The 26,421-nt window shown below is 52.4% G+C and carries 21 protein-coding genes; 11 read left to right on the top strand and 10 right to left on the bottom strand.

Translation table 11 applies throughout. The features are described 5' to 3' along the window. The first annotated feature begins 106 nt into the window (after nucleotides 1-106). From D4L85_RS15135 to D4L85_RS15125, 3 genes are all read left to right on the top strand, one after another. Complete coding sequence (locus D4L85_RS15135; RefSeq protein ID WP_160143747.1) at nucleotides 107-2,662, top strand: Kelch repeat-containing protein; 2,556 nt, start codon at nucleotides 107-109, stop codon at nucleotides 2,660-2,662. A 393-nt stretch (nucleotides 2,663-3,055) separates the two neighbouring features. Then, nucleotides 3,056-3,448 carry a VOC family protein gene (locus tag D4L85_RS15130; RefSeq protein ID WP_119755077.1) on the top strand — a complete coding sequence of 131 codons (393 nt, stop codon included), beginning with the start codon at nucleotides 3,056-3,058 and terminating at the stop codon, nucleotides 3,446-3,448. Between the two features lie 72 nt (nucleotides 3,449-3,520). Next, nucleotides 3,521-3,787 carry a Kazal-type serine protease inhibitor family protein gene (locus D4L85_RS15125; RefSeq protein WP_119755076.1) on the top strand — a complete coding sequence of 89 codons (267 nt, stop codon included), beginning with the start codon at nucleotides 3,521-3,523 and terminating at the stop codon, nucleotides 3,785-3,787. A gap of 22 nt (nucleotides 3,788-3,809) precedes the next feature. Here the strand turns inward: D4L85_RS15125 and D4L85_RS15120 are convergent, their stop codons facing one another. Next, nucleotides 3,810-5,051 (bottom strand): amidase, encoded by a 1,242-nt coding sequence (locus D4L85_RS15120; RefSeq protein ID WP_119755075.1) that lies wholly within the window; start codon nucleotides 5,049-5,051, stop codon nucleotides 3,810-3,812. A gap of 172 nt (nucleotides 5,052-5,223) precedes the next feature. Here D4L85_RS15120 and D4L85_RS15115 point away from each other — a divergent pair, with 172 nt between their 5' ends. Further along, nucleotides 5,224-6,114: a PfkB family carbohydrate kinase gene (locus tag D4L85_RS15115; protein WP_119755074.1), complete on the top strand. Its 891-nt coding sequence runs from the start codon at nucleotides 5,224-5,226 to the stop codon at nucleotides 6,112-6,114. 169 nt (nucleotides 6,115-6,283) lie between these two features. Beyond that, a complete protein-coding gene (locus tag D4L85_RS15110) occupies nucleotides 6,284-6,751 on the top strand; it encodes a VOC family protein (protein ID WP_228450907.1) in 468 nt (155 codons plus the stop codon). 169 nt (nucleotides 6,752-6,920) lie between these two features. Here D4L85_RS15110 and D4L85_RS15105 read toward each other — a convergent pair whose 3' ends face one another. After that, nucleotides 6,921-7,901, bottom strand: a complete 981-nt coding sequence (locus tag D4L85_RS15105; RefSeq protein WP_119755073.1) for a GlxA family transcriptional regulator — start codon at nucleotides 7,899-7,901, stop codon at nucleotides 6,921-6,923. A 129-nt stretch (nucleotides 7,902-8,030) separates the two neighbouring features. Between D4L85_RS15105 and D4L85_RS15100 the strand changes: the two genes are divergently transcribed. Together D4L85_RS15100 and D4L85_RS15095 are read left to right on the top strand one after the other, a co-directional pair. Further along, nucleotides 8,031-8,624, top strand: a complete 594-nt coding sequence (locus tag D4L85_RS15100) for an alpha/beta fold hydrolase (protein ID WP_119755072.1) — start codon at nucleotides 8,031-8,033, stop codon at nucleotides 8,622-8,624. Nucleotides 8,625-8,631: 7 nt separating this feature from the next. Then, nucleotides 8,632-9,168, top strand: a complete 537-nt coding sequence (locus D4L85_RS15095) for an SRPBCC family protein (protein ID WP_119755071.1) — start codon at nucleotides 8,632-8,634, stop codon at nucleotides 9,166-9,168. A gap of 92 nt (nucleotides 9,169-9,260) precedes the next feature. Here the strand turns inward: D4L85_RS15095 and D4L85_RS15090 are convergent, their stop codons facing one another. The 3 genes from D4L85_RS15090 to D4L85_RS15080 all read right to left on the bottom strand — a co-directional run bounded on the left by D4L85_RS15090 (nucleotide 9,261) and on the right by D4L85_RS15080 (nucleotide 14,795). Then, the gene (locus tag D4L85_RS15090; protein ID WP_228450906.1) at nucleotides 9,261-10,508 is read right to left on the bottom strand and encodes an MFS transporter; all 1,248 of its coding nucleotides are present in this window, start codon (nucleotides 10,506-10,508) and stop codon (nucleotides 9,261-9,263) included. A gap of 12 nt (nucleotides 10,509-10,520) precedes the next feature. Continuing rightward, complete coding sequence (locus tag D4L85_RS15085) at nucleotides 10,521-11,534, bottom strand: bile acid:sodium symporter family protein (protein WP_228450905.1); 1,014 nt, start codon at nucleotides 11,532-11,534, stop codon at nucleotides 10,521-10,523. Nucleotides 11,535-11,726: 192 nt separating this feature from the next. Beyond that, on the bottom strand, nucleotides 11,727-14,795 hold the full coding sequence (locus D4L85_RS15080) for a PKD domain-containing protein (RefSeq protein ID WP_160143746.1): 3,069 nt from the start codon (nucleotides 14,793-14,795) through the stop codon (nucleotides 11,727-11,729). A 142-nt stretch (nucleotides 14,796-14,937) separates the two neighbouring features. On the opposite strand from D4L85_RS15080, the gene D4L85_RS15075 reads away from it, so the two are divergent. After that, entirely contained in the window at nucleotides 14,938-15,177 is a 240-nt protein-coding gene (locus tag D4L85_RS15075) for a hypothetical protein (RefSeq protein WP_073137828.1), read from the top strand. Nucleotides 15,178-15,685: 508 nt separating this feature from the next. Beyond that, nucleotides 15,686-16,888, top strand: a complete 1,203-nt coding sequence (locus tag D4L85_RS15070) for a hypothetical protein (protein WP_160143745.1) — start codon at nucleotides 15,686-15,688, stop codon at nucleotides 16,886-16,888. A 71-nt stretch (nucleotides 16,889-16,959) separates the two neighbouring features. Here the strand turns inward: D4L85_RS15070 and D4L85_RS15065 are convergent, their stop codons facing one another. The 3 genes from D4L85_RS15065 to D4L85_RS15055 all read right to left on the bottom strand — a co-directional run bounded on the left by D4L85_RS15065 (nucleotide 16,960) and on the right by D4L85_RS15055 (nucleotide 20,139). Then, on the bottom strand, nucleotides 16,960-17,934 hold the full coding sequence (locus D4L85_RS15065) for an alpha/beta fold hydrolase (protein ID WP_228450904.1): 975 nt from the start codon (nucleotides 17,932-17,934) through the stop codon (nucleotides 16,960-16,962). A gap of 113 nt (nucleotides 17,935-18,047) precedes the next feature. Then, nucleotides 18,048-18,824, bottom strand: a complete 777-nt coding sequence (locus tag D4L85_RS15060; RefSeq protein ID WP_119755066.1) for a phytanoyl-CoA dioxygenase family protein — start codon at nucleotides 18,822-18,824, stop codon at nucleotides 18,048-18,050. 34 nt (nucleotides 18,825-18,858) lie between these two features. Next, nucleotides 18,859-20,139, bottom strand: coding sequence for an acetyl-CoA C-acetyltransferase (locus tag D4L85_RS15055; protein WP_119755065.1), 1,281 nt, complete (start codon nucleotides 20,137-20,139; stop codon nucleotides 18,859-18,861). 294 nt (nucleotides 20,140-20,433) lie between these two features. Here D4L85_RS15055 and D4L85_RS15045 point away from each other — a divergent pair, with 294 nt between their 5' ends. Beyond that, nucleotides 20,434-22,932, top strand: a complete 2,499-nt coding sequence (locus D4L85_RS15045) for an ABC transporter permease (protein ID WP_160143744.1) — start codon at nucleotides 20,434-20,436, stop codon at nucleotides 22,930-22,932. A gap of 14 nt (nucleotides 22,933-22,946) precedes the next feature. Here the strand turns inward: D4L85_RS15045 and D4L85_RS15040 are convergent, their stop codons facing one another. Continuing rightward, nucleotides 22,947-23,534 (bottom strand): TetR/AcrR family transcriptional regulator, encoded by a 588-nt coding sequence (locus D4L85_RS15040; protein WP_119755062.1) that lies wholly within the window; start codon nucleotides 23,532-23,534, stop codon nucleotides 22,947-22,949. A gap of 94 nt (nucleotides 23,535-23,628) precedes the next feature. Then, the gene (gene dinB, locus D4L85_RS15035) at nucleotides 23,629-24,750 is read right to left on the bottom strand and encodes a DNA polymerase IV (protein WP_119755061.1); all 1,122 of its coding nucleotides are present in this window, start codon (nucleotides 24,748-24,750) and stop codon (nucleotides 23,629-23,631) included. Nucleotides 24,751-24,997: 247 nt separating this feature from the next. On the opposite strand from dinB, the gene D4L85_RS15030 reads away from it, so the two are divergent. Then, nucleotides 24,998-26,338, top strand: coding sequence for an ATP-dependent DNA helicase (locus D4L85_RS15030; RefSeq protein WP_119755060.1), 1,341 nt, complete (start codon nucleotides 24,998-25,000; stop codon nucleotides 26,336-26,338). Nucleotides 26,339-26,421: the final 83 nt, after the last annotated feature.

Below are 26,421 nucleotides of genomic sequence, written 5' to 3'. Positions count from 1 at the left end.
ATTAATATCGGATTAAAGACGCCGTTCAAACGTTTTTTTATCGCGTAATGAGGATTTTTTTGACTAAATTCGTTTTTAAAACAGTGATGGAGAAATACAGGTTGCGATGCTTTCTTTAACTCGAACTTTTCTTCGCGTACTCCCCCTCCTCTTCTTCGTTACTGGTCTCTTTGCGCAAAAAGTATCGACCGTTCCCGACTACGGATTGTCCTTTGCGTCGCACGAAGTGATCAAGGATCAGCGCACATCCCTTAACCTCACCCCCGAGGACCCGTTCGCGTTTGACAACGGCTTCGAGCTCACCTTCCAGCTTTCCTTTCACCGCCTCACCAATGCCTATGGCTATGTGGTGCGCATCATCGCCAACGACTCGGTGAACATCGACCTCTTGTCCAGCCCCGAACACAGCGAGTTCCACGACATGGGCATCATCGTGAACAACAAACAAACCGACATCCAGTACGAATTCCTGGACGTGAAACTCCAACCCGGCACGTGGACGCCCGTGCGGATTGCCTTCTCACCCCAAACCAACCAGATCACCGTGACCTGGAACGGCGTAAAAAAAACGCAATCTTTTCCTGTAGCCCAACTCAAGACCTTCCGCTTCTTTTTTGGCGCCAACGACTTTGGCCGGTTCAACACCGCCGATGTGCCCCCCATGAGCATCAAAGACGTTGTCCTCCGCGACAGCGACAAGGTGGCAGCGCAATGGGAGCTGAAACGCCATGCCGTCAACGAAGTGTATGACAGCCAAAAAGAGCGCGTGGCCCTCGTAAAGAACCCCACGTGGCTGATCGACCGCCACATCAAATGGGTGCACCGGAAGAATTTTGTCATTGGCAAATATCCCGGCGTAGCCTTCAACGGTAAGGAGGGTATTTTATACGCCGCCGACGTGAATGGTGTCTACACCTGGAACCTGCAACACGGCGAAATACAATTCGAAAAAAATACGGTGGGCAACGTGGTTCACACCGATGCCAACCAGTTGTTGTATGTCGAACAGAATCATACGTTGATCAACTATGACGTCTTCACCAACACGCTCGCCCGCTACAACCCTGAGCGCCATACCTGGACAAATCGCGATACAGCCTATCACGAACCAAGCTACTGGCACAACAATAAATTCTACAACGCCGCCAACGGCATGCTCTATTCGTTTGGGGGCTATGGATTCTTTTCTTACAAAAATGTTTTTTGGCAATACGACACGGTTGCGGGAAAATGGATCAATCTAAAAACCAACGGCACCATCCCACCCCGCTACCTCGGCGCATCCGGCGTAACGGCGAAGGGCGACAAGGTGCTGCTCTTTGGAGGCTATGGAAGTCAAAGCGGCAAACAAGAATTGTCGCCCCAAAGCTTCTACGACCTCTATACGTTCGACATGAACGATCACCGTGTGAAAAAACTGTGGGAGTTCCCGGAGGGGCACAGCGCGGAAGACCTCGTGTTCTCCAATTCGCTGGTCATCAACGAAGCCGACAGCTGCTTTTATGTGCTCAGCTTCCCAAAGAATAAATACGAAAGCCACATCAAGCTGCGCCGCTATGCCCTGCGAGCACCCGAAACCGAAGTGCTGGCCGACTCCATTCCCTTCCGTTTCCACGACGAGCACTCGTTCTGCGATCTCTTTCTTTCGCGCGCCACCAACGAGCTCGTGGCCGTGACGGCACACAAAGAAAAAGGCCAGTACAAAGTGGACGTTTACACGATCAACTATCCGCCGCTGCGCACCCAGGATGTTCTCCAACAACCCGCAACCGCATCTGCCGCTGGATACTACGTTGTGCTCGTGTTTGGTATCGGTGCGGTCGTGCTCTTTGTTTTACTTCGGAAAAAATCGAAAACGCCCGCGGTACAAGCTAACGTCCACACCCACGATGCCGGGCATGACATCGACTTCTTGAAAAATCTGCACGAAGAAAAACCCGTGGCAACCATCAATCTTTTTGGCGGGTTCCAGGTCTTCGACAAGACGGGTCACGACATCACGGGCAAATTCACCATGACGCTAAAGGAGTTGTTCGCGCTCATCCTTTTGCATTCGGTCAAAAATGAAAAAGGCATCTCCACCACCGAGCTGCAGGAATATTTGTGGCCCGACAAAGACGAAGTGAGTGCGCGCAACAACCGGAACGTAAACATCAAAAAGCTGCGCACGTTACTGGAGGAGATCGGCAACATCACCATCGAAAACAACAATTCCTACCTCCGCCTCGACATCGGCTTGGAAGTGTTCTGCGACTACCAGGCCGTCTTCAAAATTCTAAATGCCGACAGCAGTGCAGTTCCCGAGAATCAAAAAATAGAGTTGCTCTTAAAATACGTAAAGCGCGGCAGCCTGCTTCCCAACCTGCAAACGGGGTGGCTCGATAATTTCAAGTCAGACATCTCCAACAAGGTCATCGACGCGCTGTTGGCGTACTCGGCAAAACTCGATTCCTATAAAGACGACAAGCTCCTGCTGGATATTGCCGATGCCATTTTCAACTACGACACCATCAACCAGGAGGCCTTGGTGATCAAGTGCTCGGTGCTCAACAAGAAAGGAAAATACTCGCTGGCCCGCACGTGGTACGACCATTTTGTGAAAGAGTATAAAAATCTCTACGCCGAAAACTATCCCAAGACTTTCGACGACGTAATCTCCTGAGCGCAAAAAAAATTCTTCCTTCCATCCTATTCCAGCGTTCTTTGAGCTCGCCGATATATTTTCCAAAGGGTGTATAAGACGATAACCATAAAGGAAAAATTCGAATACGATCTACCATCAGAAGCGGGAAAAATTTATGCGCTCAATTTTTTTGATCTTGTATTGACCATCCCGCAGCGTGGGTGAAAACGAGTAACCAAGACGGCAACATCAAGATGATTGTTGTCCGATCATGTCCCGTCTTTAAGGGGAACGACTACATCCCATGAAAAAAATTGCGCCTTTGCATAACAACAGCATGGGGCACGCGTTGCTATGTTGACCACCCTAAACCAAACGCACCGTTGAGAAATAATCCGTAACTTCCATCTCCACCACCATCATCCCTTCCCTATGAGCACCTCCCGCATCACCTTTCTTCCCACGCTTTCTGTCAGAAATTGCCTGGGTGCAGTCGATTTTTACAAACATGCTTTTAACGCCGTAGAACTTATGCGAAATGTGAGTCCCGACGGCGAGGCTGTAGCTGAGATCGCTATTGGTGACTGTCATTTTATTGTGGCCGACGAAGCACCGACCTATGGCAACTACAGCCCCGAGACGTTGGGAGGCACGACCATTCGCATGGGGTTACAGGTAGAAGATCCCGACGCGGTTGCGCGCCAAGCCGTTCATGCCGGCGCCCGAGAAGTTTACCCCGTGGCCGACCAGAGTTATGGCTACAGGCTCGGACGGGTAGTCGATCCCTTTGGCCATCATTGGGAAATTTTCAAGCCGTTGAAGTAAACCCGCAAGGATCGTCTTCACCCGTTGCCTCTCTTGTAATCAAAATTGAATACTGTCCTATAATTTTCATCTATGCAAAAAACAAAACCCGCCTCCTGGACTAGCCTCCTCACTGTGGTGTTGGTCTTATTTGTGTCGTTTACCTTATCGGTTTGCTCTTCCTCCTCCGTGGTGCAAACAGACAACGATGGTTGTATCGATCCAGCCAAAATCGATTTGAACGGCACCTGCATGACGCTGTACGCACCGGTGTGTGGATGCAACAACGTCACCTATGGTAACGAGTGCCTGGCCACACGTTCCGGCGTGCTTCATTGGAAGGAAGGCAAATGTAAATGAACGTGATCTTTTAAGTCGATGTCTATGAGGGGTGCATCACCGGCAATTTCTCCTGAAAATCTTTTGCTGCATCGAGCACGGCACCTTCATCGCCTGCCCTGCCCACCAACTGAAGTCCCAAGGGCATATTGTTTTTATCCATGCCACACGGTATGCTGATCGCCGGCAGGCCAAAGTAGTTTGCAAAAAAAGTATTGTTGGGCGACACCGCTTGAGGACCTAACTTTTGCGCGACGTCAATCGTTGGTGTCAAATCTGTAGTGGTGGGTAAAAGTAAGAGGTCTATCTCTTTAAAAAGTGTGGCATTGATTTTTTCGCGATCAGCATCGATCGTGCGGATGTCAAAAACAGCCGAGGCAAAGGGCACATCGGTTTCTGTGAAAATGTGTTTCGATTCCTTCAGTCCTTCCACCGTCGCGTAAAACAGGTCACGGACATCGGCGGTGCTTTCGAAATTACGGACCACCCCCATCCTGTATTTTTTTCCGGAAGCAAAAGCCAAACGGTAATCATCTTTGTATTCACGCTTGGGATTAGGATGGTCGGCCAGCGCATTCAGCAGGATGGCCGTATCCGTCACCCAACGTGTGGTTATTCCCACATGGGCTAGCTTTAGGATGGTGTCGTCCGTGCGTTCACCGGCCAGGATGCCCTGGCCACTCAGCAATCCGTAGGTTGCTTTAAAGCCCGTGACACCACAGCACGAAGCCGGCAAACGGCACGATCCCACAGCATCTGTATCGACGGTGGCATAACACAACCCGGCAGCGACAGCCGCGGCCGAACCACCCGAAGAACCGCCGGCCACATACGCCCCGTTCCACGGATTGTGGACGCTGCCAAAATAGCTTATCACAGACGTTGTGCCCATCCCCAATTCGTGCATGTTGGTTTTGCCCACCAGGATAGCGCCGGCCGCTTTTAATTTTTCCACCATCACAGCATCCTTCGCCGGCACACGGTCTTTGAAGTGAACAAATCCGGCCGTCGTACGAATGCCCGTCGTATCGTAAAAGTCTTTTACGGCTACGGGAATGCCATGCAGCGGCCCCCGCCATTGTCCTTTTTTGATTTCCGCTTCCGCCACGGCAGCCTGCTTCAAAGCTTCTTCTGACAGCACGGTGATAAAGGCATTTAACGCTGGGTTCAACTGCGCTATACGCGCCAGACATTCGCTTACCAATGCAACCGGTGTGACCATTCCCTGCCTGATCTTTTCGCTCGCTTCCAGGATGCTCATATAGCCATATTTTTCTTTTTCCATGATAACAAAGGTTTGAAACGCCTCAAAGTTGCGTATTTCAGCGCACGGATGGTGATAGGGATCGCGACAACAAGAGGGGCATTCGGGACAATCACCCTCCCTGGCCCCTCCCTTCGGGAATCTTTCTTATTTTTGCCGCGTTTGCCGGGAAGCTCTGGCTAAAAGTCATTTTATGTTCGACATCTGCTGCATCGGTCACCTTACACACGACAAGGTGGTGACCACCAAAAAAGAAGTACACATGGCGGGAGGCACCTCCTTCTATTTTTCCAATGCCATCCGCAACATGGATCTTTCCTATGGCCTGGTCACGGCGTTGGGGCAGGATGAAATACGCTTTGCCCTGGCCCTTCGCGAAAAAGGAATCGACGTGCAAGTGCTCCCCAGCACACATACCGTATACTTCGAAAACATTTACTCCGGTAATCTTGATCATCGCACCCAAAGGGTCTTGCAGATTGCCGATCCCTTCACGGTGGAACAACTGGCCGATGTGCAGGCGACCGTGTTTCACCTTGGCCCCTTGCTGGCTCACGACATGCCGCTGGAACTTATCCAGTCCCTGGCCGCCCGCGCCAAAGTCTCCCTCGATGTGCAGGGATTCCTTCGAAAAGTCGAGAACCAACAAGTGCTGCCCATCGATTGGGCCGACAAGCACGCCGCACTCCGCCACATTCATATCCTGAAAGCCAACGAGCACGAAATGGAAGCTTTGACCAAGCAAACCGATCCCCGAACCGGTGCACGCATGCTCAACGATTGGGGGGTTCAAGAAGTGCTCATCACCCTGGGCAGCAAAGGTTCCATCATCTACAGCGAAGGGATCTTCTATGATATTCCCGCCTATGTGCCGGCGGCCGTCACCGATGCCACGGGTTGTGGCGACACGTATATGGCCGGTTATCTCTACCAACGCCATCACGGCGCAGGCTTCCAGGAAGCCGGGGAATTTGCAGCCGCCATGGCCAGTCTGAAGATCGAATCGTCAGGACCTTTTTCCGGCACGTACGAAGACATCCTGGCACTGTTGAAACAAGGTCAAAAGGTGATGCCGGTCGCTTGAGCAAATAATTTGGCGAGCCCGTCGCTACCGGTATTTTTCCACTCAAAACTTTTATCCGGACCGGGAAGGAAAAAAGCGCCAAAACGTTTGTTCACCAAGATTTTACGCGATAGTATTGTTATTCCCCGGAGCGGGCTCTCCACACACCGCTCTGCTAAACCGTACTTTTATGAAGCGATCTCTTTTGATTTTTATTTTCGGATGCCTTCTCAGCATCACCTTGAAAGCCCAGGCCCCGAAGAAAGACAGCATCATGTTGAATCACATGGCTATGTATGTGCACGACCTGAAGAAAAGCACCCAATTTTACGAAACCATTCTTCGCTTCAAGAAAGCCGACGAGCCTTTCAAAGATGGCAAACACACCTGGTTCGACCTCAGCTCCACCAGCCGTCTCCACCTCATTGAAGGAGCACCCAACGATATTCCACGCGACAAGAATGATCATTTATGCTTCAGCGTGCCTTCGGTGGAGGACTTCATTACGCGGCTTGAAAAAAATAATGTGTTCTATTCCAATTGGAAGGGAGAGCCCAAAACGTTTACGCTCCGCGTCGATGGGGTGAAACAAATTTATTTTCAGGATCCGGATGGGCATTGGATTGAGATCAATGATGATGGGTTTAAGAAAAAGTAAGGGGCTCGAAGGATGATGCGTGGCATTTAATCAAGAGTGCTGGATGCTGAATGGGGCTTGTTGGTGGGACACCAACAAGCGGGCGATGGGCATTCTTTGATGAAATGTGTTGGGCGTTGAATGAAACTTGTTGGTGAAGAACGCCAACAAGGGCGGTGGCGACAGCGCGTCAGGCGAGCACCGCCCGGTTGTATTTATTTCTGTATTGCATGGGCGACAGGCCGGCGATTCGTTTGAAGGTGGTGCGGAAGGCTTTCATGTCGGTGTAGCCGACGTTTAGCATCACTTCGTTGATATTCTCATGTGATTTTTCAAGACTGATCTTTGCGGCTTCTACTTTCACGCGTTGGATGTACTCCACGATCGTGTTTGACGTGGCCTTTTTGAATCGTCGCTCCAGGTTGCGGCGACCTACCGCCAGCATGTCTGCCAATTGGTCGACCGTGATGCGTTCGCGGAAGTTGGCTTCAATAAACTCCTGCGCTTTTTTGATCGACTCGTCGTCGTGGTCCCGTTGGCCTTCGAACATGATGAAGGGCGACTGGCTTTTGCGGTCGATCTCGATGGCAAACAGCTTGGAGGAAAAGATGGCCATGCTGCGGTCGGTGTATTTTTCGATGAGATACAGGATGAGGTTGAGATAAGAATAGGCGGACCCGCTGGTGTAGATGCCATCTTGCTCGGTGAGGAGTCGATCGTCGACCAACTGGGCGTTGGGGAACATTTTCCGGAACTCGTTGATGTGCGCCCAGTGTGTAGCACATTTTTTACCCGTCAACAAACCTGTTGACGCCAGCAAAAACGAGCCGGTACACAGGCTGGCCACTTCCGCACCGCCTTCGTGCTGGCTCACGATCCAGGGCACAAGGTCCCGGTTCAGCGACAGACAGTGATGCATTTCGCCGTGCATGGCCGGAATGATGACGAGGTCGAACTGAACGCCGTCTTCGATGAGCACATCGGCGTGGATGCTGAAGAAATTGTTCTTGATGCGCGAATCCCGGCGAGGGCCCACAAGATGGATGTCGAACAAGCGGGGTTTTCCTGCACGGACCAGCGCCTTGTTCACTTCGGTCAGGATGTGATGGGTGCCTTCAACGTTGCTGACGCTGATGTCACCGGAAGGAATTAAGATGGCTACGTTTTTCATAGAGCAACGATAAAAAAACATGATGTCGTAATCAACCCCTTTTATTTTCGGAATCTCCCCCTCTCATTACCGCGTCCTGAAACTAAGTTTGTTCCATCAACACGCGTCTATAAAAGAAAAGTAAAGCCGATGAAAAAGCAAGTACTATTCGTCCACTGTGGCGGCACCCAAGGACCCAATTGCGGCAGCCGCGACTTGGTAGACTACTTGAAAGGTGCATTGGGCGCTCCTTATGACGTGTTGTACCCGCAGATGCCCGATCCCGACAATCCCCAATACGCGTTATGGAAACATACCCTCCAGGAAGCGCTCCATTATGTCGGCGACAACATTATCCTCGTCGGCCATTCGCTGGGTGGATCGGTGTTGATGAAATTTCTGTCGGAAGAGGTTCCTGAAAAAAATATCGCGGGTCTGTTCCTTGTTGCCCCGCCATTTTTTAGCTCAACCACCTGGGCCGTGGATGATTTTATCATGCAGGATTGCCTCTTCCAGCGCCTGCAACAAGTAGAACACATTTTCCTTTACCACAGCCGCGACGACGAAGTAGTGCCCGTCAGCCACCAGGTTCTTTTTTCCGACCGCCTGCCAACGGCCGCAGTACGCGAGCTGGCAGAAGGCGGCCACTTGTTCACCGGTGGCATCGAAGATTTGGTCGACGATATAAAAACGCTGCACATTCCTGAAACCCATATCACCTTTCTAAACCCCCAACTTAATTAATACAAACATGAACGCGCTCATCATCATCCTGCTCATCATCGCCGTGCCGGTGGTCCTTTTCCTGCTCCTCGGTCTGTTCGTAAAAAAAGAATATTCCATCGAACGGCAGATCACCATCAACAAAACCAAGCAAGAGGTCTTCGACTACGTGAAGTTCCTGAAAAATCAAGAACACTATAACAAATGGGTCATGGTCGATCCCGCCATGAAAAAGGACTTCAAAGGCGCCGATGGTACTGTTGGATTTGTGTATGCGTGGGATGGCAACAAGAAAGCCGGCAAAGGCGAGCAAGAAATTAAACGTCTGCGCGACGGCGAGAGCGTTGACGTCGAGCTTCGTTTTGAGAAACCCTTCGCGGGAGTTGCCACGGCATTTCTAACTACTACGACTGCACAGGCCGGTCAAACGGTTGTGAAGTGGGGAATGAATGGCCGTAGTGCTTTCCCCATGAATGCCATGAATCCATTCGTCATCGGCATGCTTGGCAAAGATCTTGAGCAAAGCCTCTTCAATTTGAAAACGAATCTTGAAAGGGCGTCTTAATACGCTGCGTCTTTCTTTGCGCCTCTGCGTCTTTGCGGTTCAAATTTTCCACCACAAAGACGCAGAGACGCAAAAGTAAGCGCAAAGTTTTTCTACTGAATGAGTTTGGCCTTCGATGATAGAATAGTCGTACCCAATCCGAGGGCGGCAATGACGGCGAAAGAGTAGCGCAGACTTGCAGCTTCCGCGATGAAACCGATTAACGGCGGGCCAATAAGAAATCCTAAAAAGCTGATGGTCGACACGGCCGCCAGTGCCATGTTTGGCGACAGCGTCGGTGATTTCCCTGCAGCGCTGTACACCAGGGGCACTACGGAAGAAACTCCGAAGCCCACCAGCAAAAATCCAATGGTCACCGGCACGATAAAAGGAAAGATCACCGACACCATCAATCCCACGGAAATGAAAATCCCGCTCATCTGTAGCATTTTCCTTTTGCCAATTGTGTTGGCCAACCAATCGCCGACAAAGCGTCCGCCCGACATGGTGCTCATGAATGCCACGTAGCCTACCGTGATCAGGGCCTTAGGCGCGTTCACAACTTTTTCAAAATAGACGCCGCTCCAATCAAACATCGCCCCTTCGCAGGCCATGCCGCAGAAGCCGATGAGGCCCAGGGCCAGCAGCGCATTGTCGGGTTTGGCAAAGAAGGGTTGACTGCCGCTGCTGATGTTGCCGCGCAACGTGAAGCGATGCGCGATGAAGATGGCCAGGTAGCAAAATACAGCAACATCTAAAAAGTGAAACAACGGCGGCACGCTGTTATACCTCAGCACGGTGCCAATCGCTGCACCGGAAAGTCCAGCAAGACTCCACGCACCATGAAACGATGCCATGATCGATTTCTTATAAATATTCTCCACACCAATCGCCTGCGTGTTCACCGCGATGTTCACCAGGTTGCCGGTCAGTCCAAAACAAAACAGCGCGGCCACCAGGTGCCAGGTGGCACTCACTAACCCGATCGACACCAGGGCCAGCACATAGAGCATGGCGCCAAACAGCAACACACGTTTGCTCCCCAAGCGCGCCACCACCCATCCCGACAAAGGCAAGCCCGCGATGGAACCGGCGGGAAGTGCAAACAACACACTGCCTAAACCCGCGTCGCTGAGGCCTAACAAGTTCTTGATGTCGGGAATGCGGCTCGCCCAGGAAGCAAAGCAGAGGCCTTGCGTAAAGAAGAAGGTGCCTACGCCCAGACGGATCGATCCTTTGATGGAGATGGCCCGGCGAATGTTCCAGATCCGCATCTTCGCCGCGGGCATGACCGGCAAATCTACCGTTCCGGGTAAGGATTGTTTAGAGACGGGCTTTTCATTTTCTGCGGGAGGGTTCATGAATAGTATGCGTTAGGATTCGGTTGGAACACGTTGAAGTGGCGGCGAGGCTTCTACCGCGCGGGCCATACGCTGGGCAATGAGGCTGACAAAAAGCAATTGCAACGCGTGATACATCATGATCGGCAGCAACATGATGCCGGCCACAGACGACTGCTGAAACAATACCTTCGACATGACTGTGCCATGAACGATCGATTTCTTCGATCCGCAAAACAACAACGTCACCCGCTCTTCGCGCTGCAAGCCGGCGATGCGTGCCACCGCCGACAAGATGAAGTATGCCGTAAAAAACAACAACGCCAGTAACCCACCCAGTAAAATAATCTGCATCGCGCTAAGCTGGTCGAACACGTGCCCGGCGAAAGAATGACAAAACGAAGTATACACAATCGTCAGGATCACGGATTGATCGAAGTAGCGTAGTTGTTTTTTATGTCTCAGCGCCCAGTCGCCAAAATACGAATGAAGCGAGATGCCCACCAGCACCGGCGCCAACACTTGCAACGCCAGCTTGAGAATGATCCCACTCGTATCCAGACCACTCACATCGGCAGAGAGAAACAACGCCATCCACAACGGCGTGATGAACACCCCGAGCAGACTGGAAATGCTGGCGTTGAAAATGGCGGCCGGTATGTTTCCCCGCGCCATCGACACCATGACCACCGAAGAAGATACCGTAGACGGCAAAGCCGCCAGGTAGAAGGTGCCCAACCAAAGCATGTCGGCCTGCGACGGCACCAAAGGTCTCACACCCAATAGCAGCAAGGGAAATAAAACAAACGTTGCCGCTTGAACCAGCAGATGGAGCCGCCAGTTGGAGAGACCCTCGCGCAATTCCTTCGGACTCAATCGCAAACCATAAAAGAAGAAGACGACCGACAAACCATAATTGGCGAGACTTCCCAACGATGCCGGTCCTGTGACCAGTCCCGGGCCAGGCCAGAGATAGGCCAGCAGGATCAGGGAAAGGAGCGCCAATAAAAAACCGTCGAGCCCCACTTTGTTCAGGAGCGTTTTCAAGGACAGGGAAGTTTGCTTCATAAAAAGAAATCGCCGGATCCGGAGGCTACATGAGATGCAAAGGTAAGCAAGTCAGTGCACATTGACGCTGCCACGCATCCCCCGCTGCCCATAAAAAAATTATCGCGAAAGCCGTTGACGACTTTCGCGATAACTTTTATGGAGCGCCCCAATCCCGGGGCGAGGAGTATGCTATTGTACGATCGCCGTTTTGCCCGTGTCTATCTTCAGGCCATTCTGGAAAACGTGATAGATATACATCTCACCGGGTGTGAAGAGCTGTGTATACATTTCCGGTTTCCATTCACCTTGGAAGATGCGACGGCCGGTGCCGTTATAGATCACGACGGTGTAGTTGTAGCCGCCGGGGTACCGGTTGTCCAGGAACACAAAGTCGTCTTCCGAAGGCGTTGTCACGGTGGTCGTCGACTCCACCCCTGCAGAGTCTGCCGCCGGCGCAGTAGGCGCCAGGTCTACGTTGATCGTGCGGGCGGTGGTGAGGCCCTTGGCACTCAGGTTTTGTTCTTGTGTCAAGTCCGTAACCACAATCCAACCGATGTAGCCAAAGTTCATGGCGCTTCCGGCCATTTTGCGTGCACTGATGCCGATCTCGCCGCTGGCATTGGGAGTAAGCGATGCATACTCTACTTGCAAGGTGGCGTTGTTGGTCACGTTCAAGGTCTTCACTACGCCGCCTACACGGTATTCGAATGTGCCGTATTGATCGGAAGTGCCGTTACCGGTGGCGCGCGAAGCACCCATCTGGATCGTGTACTGATGCGCAGGATTGAGCTGGGTAAGTTTCAGGTTGTCGCCCTGCAAAACACCGTTAACGGTAGTGCCATACGCCGCGTTGTAGTTGAACCAGTTGTTTTGCACGACGGCAGCCGGTTGAACCGTGCCGTTGGCAACACCACCGGCATACGAGCTGGTCGCCGTACCATAGATGGCCGGATTCCATTGGCCGGTAGCCACACTGGTCACCTTGATGTTGGTCGACGGGTCGGTTGCCGTGATCACGCTGGCGTGAGGTGCACCGGCCACGCTGATCCAACCGCTGATGCTGGCGGCTGTGGGCCTGAAGCTGAAGCGTGTTACAGCACCTTCCGAAACACTCACCGAAGCATCGGCGCTGGCAGCAGCACCGGCGTTGTCTTTCACGGTCAAACGGAAAACATAAGCGCCTTCCGCCATGCCGCTGACCGAAGCCGTGGACGACGCTGCGTTTGAAAGGGTACAAGTACCACCAGAAACTTTGGACCACGTGTAAGAAGCGATCGTACCATCCTGGTCAGATGCACTTCCCACCAGGGAAACCGAGTTGGTGGGCAACACCAGGTCTTTGGCTCCACCCGCGTTAACGGTCGGGGCTACGTTGGTAGCAATCGCCACAACCACGGTCTTATCCGCGTAGGCGGTAGCACCACCATTGTCGGTCACCGTGAGACGAAATACATAAGTACCGGTAACCAGTCCGCTAAGGCTTAAGGTAGCCGTGTTGGCATTCGTCAACGTAGCGGCGCCGCCGGATACTTTTGTCCACGCGTATGTCGCAATGGTACCGTCTGTATCGGAAGCCGTACCCGTGAGGGTAGTTGTTGCCGTGGTGATGTTTAGTGTTGTGCCTACGCTTACCGTCGGCACTTTGTTCGCACTAACCGTCACGGTCACGTCGTCGCTGGCGGTGGCGCCGGCATTGTCTTTCACGGTCAGTCGGAACACGTAGGTACCGGCTACGAGGGCGCTCACAGTCACGGTGGCCGATGTGGCATTGGTCAATGTAGCCGCAGTACCCGATACTTGTGTCCAGGTGTAGCTGCTGATGGTGCCGTCCGGATCGGATGCTGTGCCCGTAATGGCAACAGAAGCCGTCGGCAAGGTCACGGTTTTATCCGACCCTGCATTCGCCAAAGGGGATTGATTCGATGCTCCCCCAAATTCAAAAGCACCCTGGTCGTATGCCCCCACGCGCGCGCTGCCGTCCTTGTCGACGGTCACGCCATAGCTGGACAAGTCCGTACCCGCGTTGATGGCCGGTGAACCGGTCAACAGATGATAGTCCATAGCAGCAGCATTTGTAAACTTCACGCTGGCGATATTGTTTGTCTTCAGGTTATTGGCTTCTACCGTGCGCGCCTGTGCCGTGGGGCTGTTGTATTTAATATAGGTGTAGCCGCTGGCCTGGTCCGTCACAAAAATGTTGTTGGCAATGCGCGACGTGGGCGGGCCCTCGCTGTACATGATGATGTCGAATTGCGGGCAGTTCACGATGGTATTGTTCATCACCATGAACCCGGTCGGAGCATAATTGCCGGCATAGTCTATTAAAGAGAAACCTCCCAGCAAACCGTTGCGGGCGGTGTTGTTGTAGTAGATACCACCCCCTCCGGAATCCCAGAAGCAATAGCCGTTACCGGTATCGATGATGTTGTCGTATACTTTTGCTTGTGTGGTACCGCCGCCGGCCTGGAAGCCGTTGGTGTGTCCATAATTATTGAGTGCACCGTAGTTGGTGACGGTGTTGTGGTGCACTTCGCAGCCCGAAACCGCGGCCCCGATCTGGATACCGTCGTTCCCGATGCTTTGCAATGTATTATTATAGACCTTAACGTTTACCACATCGTGCTCCATAATGGTGAGGTTGGTGCCGTTACAAGTCTTGCCTACGCCCGTGTCGTAGTGTGAATTACCTATGTAAAATCCTTCGCATCCCGTGTTGCTGATTAAATTGTCGTGAAATGATGTATTCTTCATAACGAAGTTGCCCTTCCAGGTGGAAGCGTCGCAAGTGGGGTCGGTCTTGGCCACAATACCCACACAACCCGTGTTATGAACATAAAGGTGATCGACTTCGAAATCGGAGCTCAACTGTTGAAAGTTGATCCCCATCTGGCCCCCGGTGATCTCAATGCCGTATTTAACAGACGGATTGTTGCTCCCCGTGAACTTCACATAGGTCACATTATCGACCTCAATCGCATTTCCGTACGACGATGGTGCGCTGATAATGACCGAACTGGTGCTTTCATTCGAAATAATAACCGGCTGTGCTGCCGTACCGTGGATATTTACAAGTGCAATACCCGTCCTGGTCCCCCCTTTGAAACAGATCCTGTCCCCCGGTTTCACCCCCTTTGCCGCCCCATCAAATTGCCACTCCGTCGCCGAGGTAGAAATTGTGAATGTACAGCCGCTTTGGGCCATTACCGCCATCGGAAACAGCAGTACAGCCCCCAACAAACCTAAAATCCTTCTTCTCATTGTACATTTATTTATGGCACAAATGTATAATGGAATGTACTTCGTGTATCATAAACCGGACATTCGGTAATAGTTAATCGTCACCCTTGTAACTTTATCTGTTTTTTGTTTAAATTAGGGTGGCTTTAAACTTTACCTCAGTATGCCTAAAACGCTACAAGAATTGCAGGTCATCATCCGGAAAGAACCTATCCGGCGGGTCAAGGATTATATCGAAATTCGTCACGACGCCAAAGTCTTAATCGACGCTTCGGGCGAAAAATTGGAGGACATAGCGAATGCACTTTGCATAACCCGGCAAAGCCTCTACCGAAAAAAAGAAGGTGAAGCGTTGTGGAAACCCGAAGAGCTTCTGATGCTTTTTGAGTACCTCGGAATCTGATCATGTACCATTTTTTGGTGTAGGAAAATTTTTTGGCGTTGATGCTTCAATCTTCGCTCAAACCGCTCATGATTTTCAGTTTTTTTTAAGTTAAAAAAAAATTTCTGAGTCGCAACGGTATGGCTATGTAAAAATCAATTCCACACTTTTTAAGGAGTTTTTAAGGGAATACGCCACAACGATTAAAACGCAACACGCTTTTTTTTATTACATGAAAATTACAGCTCCTGAAATTTATTTTACGAACAACGATCGCGCACAGCGATAAGTGAATCAGCACTTTTCATAGAGCAAACGTGTGCGGAAGCAGCAAATATGTTGACATCGTTTTTCATTCACCAACGCCCGGGACAGACAACAGAATTTAAACTCCATCCCATGTCAACTCACATCGTCATCCCGCGCTTCATCGACTCCTGCTGGCAAGTGTCGTCACCGTGATGCTTTTTTGTGTTCTCTTCGCGGCGTAATTTCTTCCTGCGTTTTTTGTGCGCTTACTTTCGGGAATTTGAATGTATTTTTGATGATGCCGCGCATCGTCATCCGAAAAGATCATCTGTTCTCCATCCTCCTGTTCGTTCTTTGGTTTGGGATCCACTTGGCACTCTTTTTCCACTATGGTGTCCGCGACCTTCTCGATGCCCATCGCTACGCATGGAAAGCGGATTTTCTGCTATCTCACGGCTATCTCGAAGAAGCCAGCGACCTTTTTTATGTGGTGCACATCGCACTATTCGCTCTTTTCGGTACCGTATTTCACCCGCCCGTGCTTCCTTTCATCATTTTCCAATGCCTGCTTTCGGGAGTCGCCACCGCGGCCTTGTATAGAGCCTCCTCAAAGCTTTTCGACAATGGCATGGCCGGTTTCTTTACCGTGGTCATTTTTCTACTGTGGATCGACCACCTGCAATGGAACCTGGTGACACTCACGGAATCGCTGGCCTGCAGCACCGCGTGCTTCGTGCTCTATGCCCTGGTTTACTTTGATGGGAAAGCGAAAGGGTTCTTCGTTCTCGTCCTGCTGCTTGTCGTGAGTGTCTTCACCCGCCCCACCGGTCTCCTGATACTCGGCGGCCTACTCGCTTTTTTTGCATTCTACTATCGTTCGCTGTGGAAAACGGCGCCTTTGGTCATGACCGCGGCCAGTGTTGTGATCGTGATCCTGGGAATTTGGGTCGGTCTCATCGTGATGGACCAATGGGATTTCACCGATCAACACGCCCGGGGCAACATTGTCACGTATATGGACACGCTGAAAGACGGCCCGCTTTACGACGAAAGTCTGCGCATGGATACGACGGAGATCATCCCCCCGCGAAACATTCCCTCTGCTGTCGGGAAATTGTTGCTCTTCTTTCGCGACAATCCATGGATCTCGGCGAAGGCCGCCTTCCTGAAAGTTTTTTATTTGGTCACCGCGGTCAGGCCCTATTACACAAAATGGCACAATACTTTTTTATTGGCGTGGATGGGCGTAATCTATTTTGCATTCTTCACAGGATGGGCGATCGTCCGGCGCAACCCCGTGGCGTATTTTGTTTGCACGGTAATCGTGTTGAACGGTGTGCTCATCGCGATCTCTACGGTGGATTGGGATAATCGTTTTTATGTTCCCATGGAACCCGGGATTGTTTTGCTGGCGGGAGGCGGGATGGCATCCGTCTGGAAGCGATGGATGGAAAGAAAAAACAACACCGTGTCCACCAAATGATTTCGCTTCTTCATATGGGCTCGCCCGGTTGAGCGCTTGATTATTGTATTTTCTCTTCACCACTACAACGATCACATCAATCCGCTGGCAACGGCCCGCAGAATGATCTCACGCGCTTGCCGGCCTTCTGGCGTCGGCATGCCTGCGTAATTGTGTGGCTGCCCCTTTCGCAGATGAAGTTCAACCGGCACTCCCGCGGCTCGCGCCTTAGCCGCCAGTTCGATACTGTCGGGATAAAGAAGATCGCACGTGCCCGAGAATACGAGCATGGGTGCAAGTCCACGGAAATCGCCGTGCAAGGGACTGATATAGGGATGGGTGAGGTCCAGATCGCCAGCATAGAGACGCGCCCCTTCCAGCATGCCGGGAATATCCAGCACCGGGTCACGCTCAACGATAGCCAATCGCTCCGGGCCATGGATGGACGCATTGATTCCAGGCGAGATCAGCACCAGCCTGCTGGGTTGCCGATGACCCTGATCTCGCAACCATTGGGCTGCTGCCAATCCCAAGCCTGCGCCGGCGGAATTCCCGACCACCGTAACGCTCGCAGGTCCGACATCTTCCAGAAGCTTACGCAACAAATCGCCAACCACGGGCACGACTTCTCCTGCCGTAGCGTGAGGCGCCAGCGGATAGATCGGGACGATGCACTTGGCGGGAGCATGACGCGTCAACCAACCGATGATGCGCCAGTGGGCGCGAACGATCTCGTTGATATACCCTCCTCCGTGCAGGAACACAACATAGTTGTTTACCTGTGGATCAGCCGTCGGTACGGTATAATAGACAGGCCATTGTGCCCAGGTTTTCAACGTCACCGCTACACCGCGACCCAGGCCAGTCGGTTCATGAGAAGGCTTTCGCACCGTCAACTTGCGAACGCGTTCCCGCACGGCGTCAGCCGACGCCGTCTGCTTCTTTATCGGGAGTAATCTCAGTAGACCATTGATGCAGCGGCTCTGCCAACTGGGTTCCGTGTTGTCCGAAAGCCAATCGCGCGTAGTTTTTCCATCAGCGTTTGAAACGCCATTCATTTCTTTCATCACCATTTTTTTACTGGCAAAAGTATTTCGTCAGTAAAAAATAAACATTGACAAATGATAAAAAAGCGCTCGCTTACTCTTCAACAATCTAACGGCAGGCCTATCACTGATAACTAATATCGTAGCGCTTGGCGAATAGCGTCTTCCACAGGGGAGTATCCACCGTCTCTTTTGTGAATTAAAAAGGGTGTCTTGGATATCAACGGCGGTTGAGCCATGAAGCGGGGTGTGGTGCCTTTGTGGGGTTGGGCGGCGTGTGCGAGGAAGGGGTGGCAGAGGTATACGGTGCCGGCCTCGCCGGTGGCCAGCACTTGTTCGCAGCCCTCTGTAGCACTCAGTTGAGCCGCGAGCTCCATGAATGACATTCCCTCCTCTCCTGCCGGCTCCAGCATGCGCGCGACGATGGGATGTGAGCCCGTGCGAATGCGGGTAGGTGCATCGCGCTCGCCGACATCGGAAAATAAAAAGAGCATGAGCAGCGCGCGGCCTTTCGAATGGATATTGATACGCCACGAGAAAAAAGATTCGTCCTTTCCCGGAAAGCTCGCGTCCACGTGCCAGCCGGCATCGCCCGGATCTTCATCGCTGGGAAATCGCACAGGGAAGGAACCCAGGCTGCCGCGGGGGATCCAACGCCCCTCGCCCACCAGTTGATCGAAGGCGGCATGCAATCGCGGCGTGTTGGCCGCTTCCACAAACGGCGTGTGAGCGTAATCCCCAAGACGAACGACCGGAAATTTCCACGTGGACTTATCCCTTGGATCGCACCCCGTGTCGCGCCATAAAATATCGCGGGCGCGCGACGCCACGTCTTTTGAAAAGGCGTCTTCTATTTTGACAAATCCTTCCGCAATAAATTGTTGAACCTGATTTTTCGATAACGCTTCCATCTTTGCATGCTCGTATCCTGCTGGAGTAAAAAAATTACCGCTCCATGATCATCGTGATCCCCTGTCCTCCTGCCGCACAAACGGAAATAAACCCGCGTCCACTGCCCTTCTCTTTTAGCAATTTTGCCATGGTGGCAATGATCCGTCCTCCTGTGGCGGCAAAGGGGTGGGCGGCGGCGAGGCTGCTTCCCTTCACATTCAGCTTGGTGCGGTCGATACTTCCTAACGGTGCATCGAATCCGAATGTTTTCATCAACTCGGCACTCTCCCATATTTTCAACGTCGCCAGCACTTGCGCGGCAAAGGCTTCGTGGATCTCATAAAAATCAAAATCCTGCAAACGCAATCCCGCTTTCTTCAACATGCGCGTCGACGCATAGACGGGCGACAGCAGCAGGTTATGCTGGTGCTGCACATACTCGATGGCCGCCAATTCAGCAAACGTGATGTAGGCCAGCACCGGCCATCCGTTCTCGCGTGCCCAATCCTCGCTGGCGAGCAGCACACAGGAAGCGCCGTCGGTCAGGGGTGTGGAGTTGCCGGCGGTGAGGGAGCCGTTCACTTTGTCGAAGGCGGGCTTCAATTTAGCAAGCTTCTCCAGGCTGGTGTCTTTGCGCATGTTGTTATCGCGGTCCAGCCCCAGGTAGGGCGTGAGCATGTCGCTGAAGAATCCTTCCTCGTAGGCCTTCACCATTTTCTGATGGCTTTGCAGGGCGAGCAAGTCCTGGTCTTCGCGCGAGATGCCGTAATACTTCGCCGTGATCTCCGTGTGTCCTCCCATAGACAATCCGGTGCGTGGCTCCACATTCGCCGGCGCAATGGGGGCCAGGTCTTTGAATCGTATTTTAGCAAAGGCTTTCAACTTGGCGCCGGTGGTTTTTGCACGGCGGGCTTCCAGCAAAATTTTCCGCAGGTTTTCTCCCAGGAGCAGCGGCACATTGCTGGTGGAATCCACCCCGCCTGCAATGCCCACCTCAATCTGACCCAGGGCGATCTTGTTCCCAATGTACACGGCCGCTTCAATCCCGGTGTCGCATGCCTGCTGCAGGTCGCATGCTGGGGTCGATGGATCGAGCGCCGTGCTCATCACGCTTTCGCGCATGAGGTTAAAATCGCCGCTGTGTTTGATCACGGCGCCGCCGGCCACTTCGCCCATGCGCTGACCCTGCAGTTTGTAACGGTCAATCAATCCGTTCAGTGTCGCCACCATCATGTCCTGGTTGCTGGCGGTGCTGTAGGCGGTGTTTTGGCGTGCGAAGGGGATCCGGTTGTAGCCGATCACAGCTACTTTTCTTCGTTCATTGGGAAGGAGCATAGTTCTTTCGTTAACGTGGTTGAAAGATAGGAATTCAGGAGCCAGGAGCCAGAAGCCCGCAGCCAGAAATTCAGGAGCCAGTAGTCATTTTTTTGGGGTGTGTGTCGGGAGATTGAGCGTTCGTGGGGGAATATTTTTTTGCGGGACTTTCTTTTGGGAAATTTCGTTTGCGGACGTTTGGTTTCGTTTCCGGGCAAGGTGTGGTTTGGGGAGGTGAGTTTTGGGTGGTTTTGTTGGGGAAATGGATTGGTCTGATAGTTGGATTGGGGTGTGAGGAACAAAATGCGGATGGCTATGATCAAGAATTATGTATTGGTGGCCTGGAGAAGTTTTCTGCGCCAAAGAGAATATTCGGTGTTGAACGTGGTGGGGCTCACCATCGGGTTCACGAGCTGCATGATCATCATGCTCTATGTTATAAACGAGCGGAGTTTCGATCGCTTTCATTCGAAGGCGGATCGGATCTTCCGCGTGGTTCAGAACCTTCCGGCGAACCAGGGTTGGGCCTGGACGGGTGGAGTGATGCCTTCACTGGTGAAGTCTGAATTCAAAGAGGTAAAAAAAGTTGTTTCCATTCATTGTGCGACCAGTTGGAATGCCAAGCGTGCCAACGCGCAATCCTATACGTATGTGAGTTATGAAAAAGATAACCAGGAAGCGGTTGCCTTTGAGGAAACCAAGATCTTCTACACCGATCCGGAATTTTTTGACGTCTTTGATTTTGAATTTATCAAGGGCTCGCCCGGAACGGCCTTAAAGGAATCCGGACAGGTGCTGATCACGGAGTCGACGGCGAAACGTTATTTTGGATCGGACGACCCGATTGGAAAAACATTAAAGCTGGACAATTTCCTGCCGGTGACGGTGACCGGCGTGTTGAAAGATGTTCCTTACAATTCTCATTTCCGGTTCGACTTCCTTTGCTCGTTTGCCACCTTCAAGGCCTTGCAAAAAATGCCGACCACATCGGAGTTCACCAGCCACTGGTGGCCGGTGGTGTGGACCTATGTGTTGCTGGATAAACCCGAGTCGGCAGAAAAGATCAACGCTGCTTTTCCGGAGGTGATCCGTAAACACCGGTCCGCGGAAGAGGCTAAGCTTTTTGTTCCTCATTTGCAGCCGCTCACCAGCATTCATTTGTTCAGCGATTTACAAAACGAGATCAACCCGAACGGAAGCATCACCAATGTTTACATCTTCACCACCGTGGCCATTTTCAGTTTGGTGCTGGCGTGTATCAACTTCATGAACCTCGCCACGGCGCGGGCGGTGAAGCGGGCGAAGGAGATCGGCGTCAGAAAATCGATCGGCGGTCAACGGAAACAGATCGCCCTGCAGTTCTTCTATGAGTCGGCGTTGCTCAATGTGATGGCCTTTGCTTTTGCCATTGTGCTCACAGAAATCCTGCTGCCCCTGGTGAATCTCCTGCTGCATCAGCAGTTGGCGCTCGGCGATGGCTTGCTTTGGTGGGGCTTAGCAGCGGGCATCGTGATGGTATCGACTTTGCTTTCGGGGTCCTACCCGGCGCTCTATCTCTCGTCTATGAAACCGAGTGCCGTACTGAAGGGTATTCAGGTGCAAGGTGGAGGAGCGGGGCTCCGTCGCGGGCTGGTGGTGTTCCAATTTGTGCTTTCGGTCACGCTGCTCTTCTGCACCGCCGTGGCCTGGTTCCAGGTGAATTTTCTAAAGGGCTCCAACCTGGGGTTTGAACAACACCGCGTGGTTGCTGTCCGCACCGGGCCCTCCGTGACCGACCGGTATAGTGTGTTGCGTGACAAACTTTTGCAGGACAAAAATATCGAGAGTGTGACCGGCGTCAGCGACCTTCCGGGCATCGATCCGGGTTGGGGTCCGCAAGTGGAATTCGAAGGATACAATCCGCAGGAGTTTCCCTTCATCTTTCAACAATTCGTTGACTATGATTTCTTTTCCTCATTAAACATTTCGCTCTTGGAAGGCCGGACCTTTTCGCGCGAATTCAGCGATGAAGGAAAAAGCAGTTTGCTGCGCAATCAATTCCCCGCTCACGAGGGAAGAAATTTTGTGATCAACGAAAGCGCAGCCCGCTTTTTTGGAAAGACCCCGGCGGCGGCCATCGGGATGCCCTTGCGCCTGTTCACCGAGGAGAACGGTGAATTGTTTAGCGAAACCAAAGGCATGATCGTGGGCGTTGTGAAAGATTTTCATACGGCCGATCTGCACAGTCCTATTCGTCCCACCGTATTCACGCTGTTGAACCCGAATGAAAATGCAGAATTGTCCTACGCCTTGATCAAGATCGCGCCGGGAAATTTCTCCACCACGCTCGATGCCATCAAGAAAAGCTGGCGCGATGTGAATGGAAACGCCGCGTTTGAATTTTCATTCCTCGACGAAGACATCAACAAACAATATTGGCAAGATCAACAACTGGGCGACGTCGTGGGCGTATTTGCCGGCATCACCCTGTTGATCTCGTGCCTGGGCTTGTTCGGACTCTCCGCCTACACGACGGAGGTGCGGACAAAAGAAATCGGTGTGCGTAAAGTACTGGGCGCCTCCGAGCAAAGCATCGTGAAATTGCTTTCGCGCGAATACCTGGCGTTGGTCATGTGGGCCATCGTCATCGCGCTCCCGCTGGGCTGGTGGATCATGACACAATGGTTGGCGAAATTCCCTTACCATACCTCGATGAAGATCGGATTGTTTCTTTCGGTGAGCGCATTGGCGGTAGGCATTGCGTTGGTGACGGTGAGTTTTCAATCCATCAAGGCGGCCACACTCAATCCGGTAAAGGCTTTGCGGAACGAATAAACACTTAAAAAAACTTATTTCAGTCCCCGGATCATTTTCTCGACCGACTGCACGACGGCCTTCCGGTAACTATTTTTGCCCGTGGCCTTGGCCACCATGATGCCGCCTTCGATCAGGGCGATGATGGCGATGGCGGTTTGTTCTGCATCGACCGTGGCGCGAATTTCTTTTGTTTTGATGCCTTTCTCCAGCAGGCTCACCAGGCTGTTCTTCCAGGAAATGATGGCCGCCGCGACTTTCTTCCGAAGCTCGGGATGGGTATCGTCCGATTCGGTGGCCGTGTTCAAGATGGGGCAACCGCCGAGGGGAAATGGATATTTTTCAAAGCCCTCGTATACCGACACATAGGCCATCAACTGGTCCAGCACGCCGGTGCGTTTCGCCATTTCGGCCTTCACAATGTTTTGCACGCTTTGAAAATTATGATCGAAAGCGGCAAGCGCCACTTCGTCCTTATTGCTGAAGTTGCCATAGATGCTGCCTTTGGTGAGCCCTGTGGCTTCCGACAGGTCCGCCATCGATGTGCCCGCATACCCCTTCGTGTTGAATACAGGAGCGGTCTTTTCGATGATGAAGGCCTTGGTTCGCTCGGCTTTTGACATGATGCTGGGTTCTTTCGTGAAAGATAATAAATATACCGTTCGGTACAATTACAACACGGCATGCCTTTTTTGGGTTCCGGAAAACAAAGAGGCCTTACCACGAATCGTCTTGGGGAAATAAGGGTAACTGCTCATTCCCCTCGTCGCGTCGCGATCTTTCCCCAGGCTCGCCAAAGTTGGACAGAGAGATCCCCAACAGGCGGATCTTTTTCTCTTCGAGGTCGGTGGCCAACAGCAACTGTTGCGCTATATCCAGGATCGTGGCTTTATCGTCGACGCCTTGTGTGAGCGATTGGCTTCGGGTGACTTGCTTGAAGTCGTGGTATTTTATTTTAAGTGTGATGGTGCGGCCTTTCAGTCCGTAGCGTTTCAGGCGGCCTTCCAGGATGCTGGCGATTTTATCCAGCTCCTCCACCATTTCGCCGGCCTCTTCCAGGTCGTAGGGAAACGTGTCTTCTGCCCCCACCGATTTTGTTTCGCGATCGGGTTGCACGGCGCGGTCGTCGATGCCGCGCACGATCTTGTAAAAAAATTTGCCCGGCTTGCCAAAGCGTTTGACCAATTCCTCTTCCGAAAGCTGCTTTAGGTCGGCCCCTTTGTGCAGGCCCATGTTGCGCATCTTCTCTGCCGTGACCCGCCCCACGCCAAAAAATTTCTCTACCGGCAGATCCTCCATAAACTTCTCGATGCGCGAAGGCCCGATGAAGGTGAGGCCGTCGGGCTTGTTCATATCGGAAGCGATCTTCGCGACAAACTTATTGATGGACACACCCGCCGAGGCTGTGAGCTGCAATTCGTCGCGGATCGCCTGCCGGATGAGCTTGGCGATGTCGATGGCCGAGCCGATGCCTTGCTTATCGTGCGTAACGTCGAGGAAGGCTTCATCCAACGAAAGCGGTTCGATGATGTCCGTAAACCGGTGAAAGATCTCGCGGATCTTTTGCGACACTTCTTTATAAACATCAAACCGCGGCCGCACAAAAATAACCGCCTCGCAAAGCTGACGCGCCCGCTTCGACGGCATAGCTGACCGGATCCCAAATTTGCGCGCCTCATAACTGGCCGTAGCCACCACACCCCCACGCCCCTCCGGCGATCCCCCTACCACAATCGGCTTACCCCGGTATTCGGGATGATCACGCTGCTCGATGGAGGCATAGAAGGCATCCATATCGATGTGAATGATCTTGCGGAAATTTTTGGAGGAGGAGGTCATATCGCGGGGATCAATCTAGTAAATCAGCAGACAGAATCCAGGAGCGAGAGGCGGAATTCAGGAGCCAGAAGTCAGGAGTTGGAGGAGTGTGAGCAGCCAGGAGGCAAGTATGGGAGAGCTGATCGTTGGGGTCAGTTTTTTAAAATACAGAAACGTCGCTTACAAATTCAAGACTCACACACACCGCACTCCCGCACCCACACCCTCCTGGCTCCTGGATTCTGGCTCCTTTTTAGTATGTTGTTGCATGAATAAGGGAGTCAGCGCTACTTCGGACAAAGACACCATTGTCATTCCCAGTGACTTTCGGCTGGAAGATGACCTGGCCGCCGCCTACCACATGATGGAATTTACGAGCGAGACCCTTTTTCTGACCGGACGTGCGGGGACGGGGAAGTCTACGTTGTTGAATTACTTTCGGAAGACCACGACAAAAAAACATATTGTGTTGGCTCCTACGGGGTTGGCGGCGCTTCATGTGGGTGGGGGGACGATTCATTCTTTTTTTGGGTTTCCGTTGCGGACCTTGGTGAAGGACGATCCGGAGATACAGCCTTGGGGCAAGGGACATCCCCGGTTGCGTATTCTTCGCAAGATGGAGACGTTGATCATCGACGAGGTGTCGATGGTGCGGGCCGATGTGTTGGATGCCATCGACTTGTCGCTTCGGCTCAACATGAATAATGACCTCCCTTTTGGGGGCAAGCAACTTATTTTTATTGGCGATGTGTTCCAGCTTTCGCCGGTGGTGAGTGCTCAGGATTTTCAAAGCACCGACCTGGACACGTATGAGAGTCCTTATTTTTTTAGCGCCGATGCCTTTCGTGCCAGCCGTCCCAAGGTGGTGGAATTAAAAAAAATCTACCGGCAACTGGACGATGATTTCATTTATCTCTTGAACCGGATCCGCATGAACAATGCCGACGGTCACGACCTGGAAGCCTTGAACCGGCGCTATCGCCCGGGAGAAGATGAACACGAATTTGCGGTATCGCTCACTTCCATTAACGCAATTGCCGACCAGGTGAATTTGCAAAAACTTATGGCCTTAAAGACACACGGTGAAGTGTACCGGGGCAAAACGGATGGCACATTCGATCAACGTCTCTTCCCGGCCAGCTTGCAGTTGAGCCTGCGCGAAGGGGCACAGGTGATGATGGTGAAGAACGATATGCAGGGACGATGGGTGAACGGCACCATCGGCATCGTGGACCAGCTCACCCCGGAGGTGATCATGGTGCGGTTCGCCGATGGGGCTATCCATCGCATCGAGCCGGTGACGTGGGAGCGTAAGGCCTATACATGGGACAAGCCATTGAACACGATCACCTTTGAGGTGTTGGGTACCTACACGCAATACCCCATCCGTTTGGCATGGGCGATGACGATCCACAAAAGTCAGGGCCTGACCTTTGATAACATCTCCATCGACATGGGGCGTGGGGCCTTTGCCCACGGGCAGTTGTATGTGGCGTTGAGCCGGTGCCGGACCCTGGAGGGAATAACATTGAAATCGAAGATCAATGCCCGGGACATGATCGTTGATGAAGCTGTGGAGTACTTTGCGGGCCGTTGCGGTTTGGGATAAGCTGGATTTCGGTATCCTTTGGCTTGGGATGGGCGACTCCATCCTAGTTCGATGCCTAACAAGGCAGGCAAGAACCCGGCCGG

Origin of the sequence: Chryseolinea soli (genome assembly GCF_003589925.1) — a bacterium.
Lineage (GTDB): Bacteria > Bacteroidota > Bacteroidia > Cytophagales > Cyclobacteriaceae > Chryseolinea > Chryseolinea soli.
This window is presented reverse-complemented; position numbering and strand designations above follow the sequence as displayed.

Bases quoted from the DNA above. Each gene is read 5' to 3' on its own strand.
- D4L85_RS15100 (WP_119755072.1), top strand. From the start codon at position 8,031: ATGAAAAAGCAAGTACTATTCGTCCACTGTGGCGGCACCCAAGGACCC.
- D4L85_RS15040 (WP_119755062.1), bottom strand. From the start codon at position 23,534: ATGTCAAAAGCCGAGCGAACCAAGGCCTTCATCATCGAAAAGACCGCT.
- D4L85_RS15080 (WP_160143746.1), bottom strand. From the start codon at position 14,795: ATGAGAAGAAGGATTTTAGGTTTGTTGGGGGCTGTACTGCTGTTTCCG.
- D4L85_RS15090 (WP_228450906.1), bottom strand. From the start codon at position 10,508: ATGAACCCTCCCGCAGAAAATGAAAAGCCCGTCTCTAAACAATCCTTA.
- D4L85_RS15060 (WP_119755066.1), bottom strand. From the start codon at position 18,824: ATGGAAGCGTTATCGAAAAATCAGGTTCAACAATTTATTGCGGAAGGA.
- D4L85_RS15095 (WP_119755071.1), top strand. From the start codon at position 8,632: ATGAACGCGCTCATCATCATCCTGCTCATCATCGCCGTGCCGGTGGTC.
- D4L85_RS15065 (WP_228450904.1), bottom strand. From the start codon at position 17,934: ATGAAAGAAATGAATGGCGTTTCAAACGCTGATGGAAAAACTACGCGC.
- D4L85_RS15105 (WP_119755073.1), bottom strand. From the start codon at position 7,901: ATGAAAAACGTAGCCATCTTAATTCCTTCCGGTGACATCAGCGTCAGC.
- D4L85_RS15030 (WP_119755060.1), top strand. From the start codon at position 24,998: ATGAATAAGGGAGTCAGCGCTACTTCGGACAAAGACACCATTGTCATT.
- D4L85_RS15055 (WP_119755065.1), bottom strand. From the start codon at position 20,139: ATGCTCCTTCCCAATGAACGAAGAAAAGTAGCTGTGATCGGCTACAAC.
- D4L85_RS15135 (WP_160143747.1), top strand. From the start codon at position 107: ATGCTTTCTTTAACTCGAACTTTTCTTCGCGTACTCCCCCTCCTCTTC.
- D4L85_RS15125 (WP_119755076.1), top strand. From the start codon at position 3,521: ATGCAAAAAACAAAACCCGCCTCCTGGACTAGCCTCCTCACTGTGGTG.
- D4L85_RS15115 (WP_119755074.1), top strand. From the start codon at position 5,224: ATGTTCGACATCTGCTGCATCGGTCACCTTACACACGACAAGGTGGTG.
- D4L85_RS15120 (WP_119755075.1), bottom strand. From the start codon at position 5,051: ATGGAAAAAGAAAAATATGGCTATATGAGCATCCTGGAAGCGAGCGAA.
- D4L85_RS15045 (WP_160143744.1), top strand. From the start codon at position 20,434: ATGATCAAGAATTATGTATTGGTGGCCTGGAGAAGTTTTCTGCGCCAA.
- D4L85_RS15130 (WP_119755077.1), top strand. From the start codon at position 3,056: ATGAGCACCTCCCGCATCACCTTTCTTCCCACGCTTTCTGTCAGAAAT.
- D4L85_RS15110 (WP_228450907.1), top strand. From the start codon at position 6,284: ATGAAGCGATCTCTTTTGATTTTTATTTTCGGATGCCTTCTCAGCATC.
- D4L85_RS15075 (WP_073137828.1), top strand. From the start codon at position 14,938: ATGCCTAAAACGCTACAAGAATTGCAGGTCATCATCCGGAAAGAACCT.
- dinB (WP_119755061.1), bottom strand. From the start codon at position 24,750: ATGACCTCCTCCTCCAAAAATTTCCGCAAGATCATTCACATCGATATG.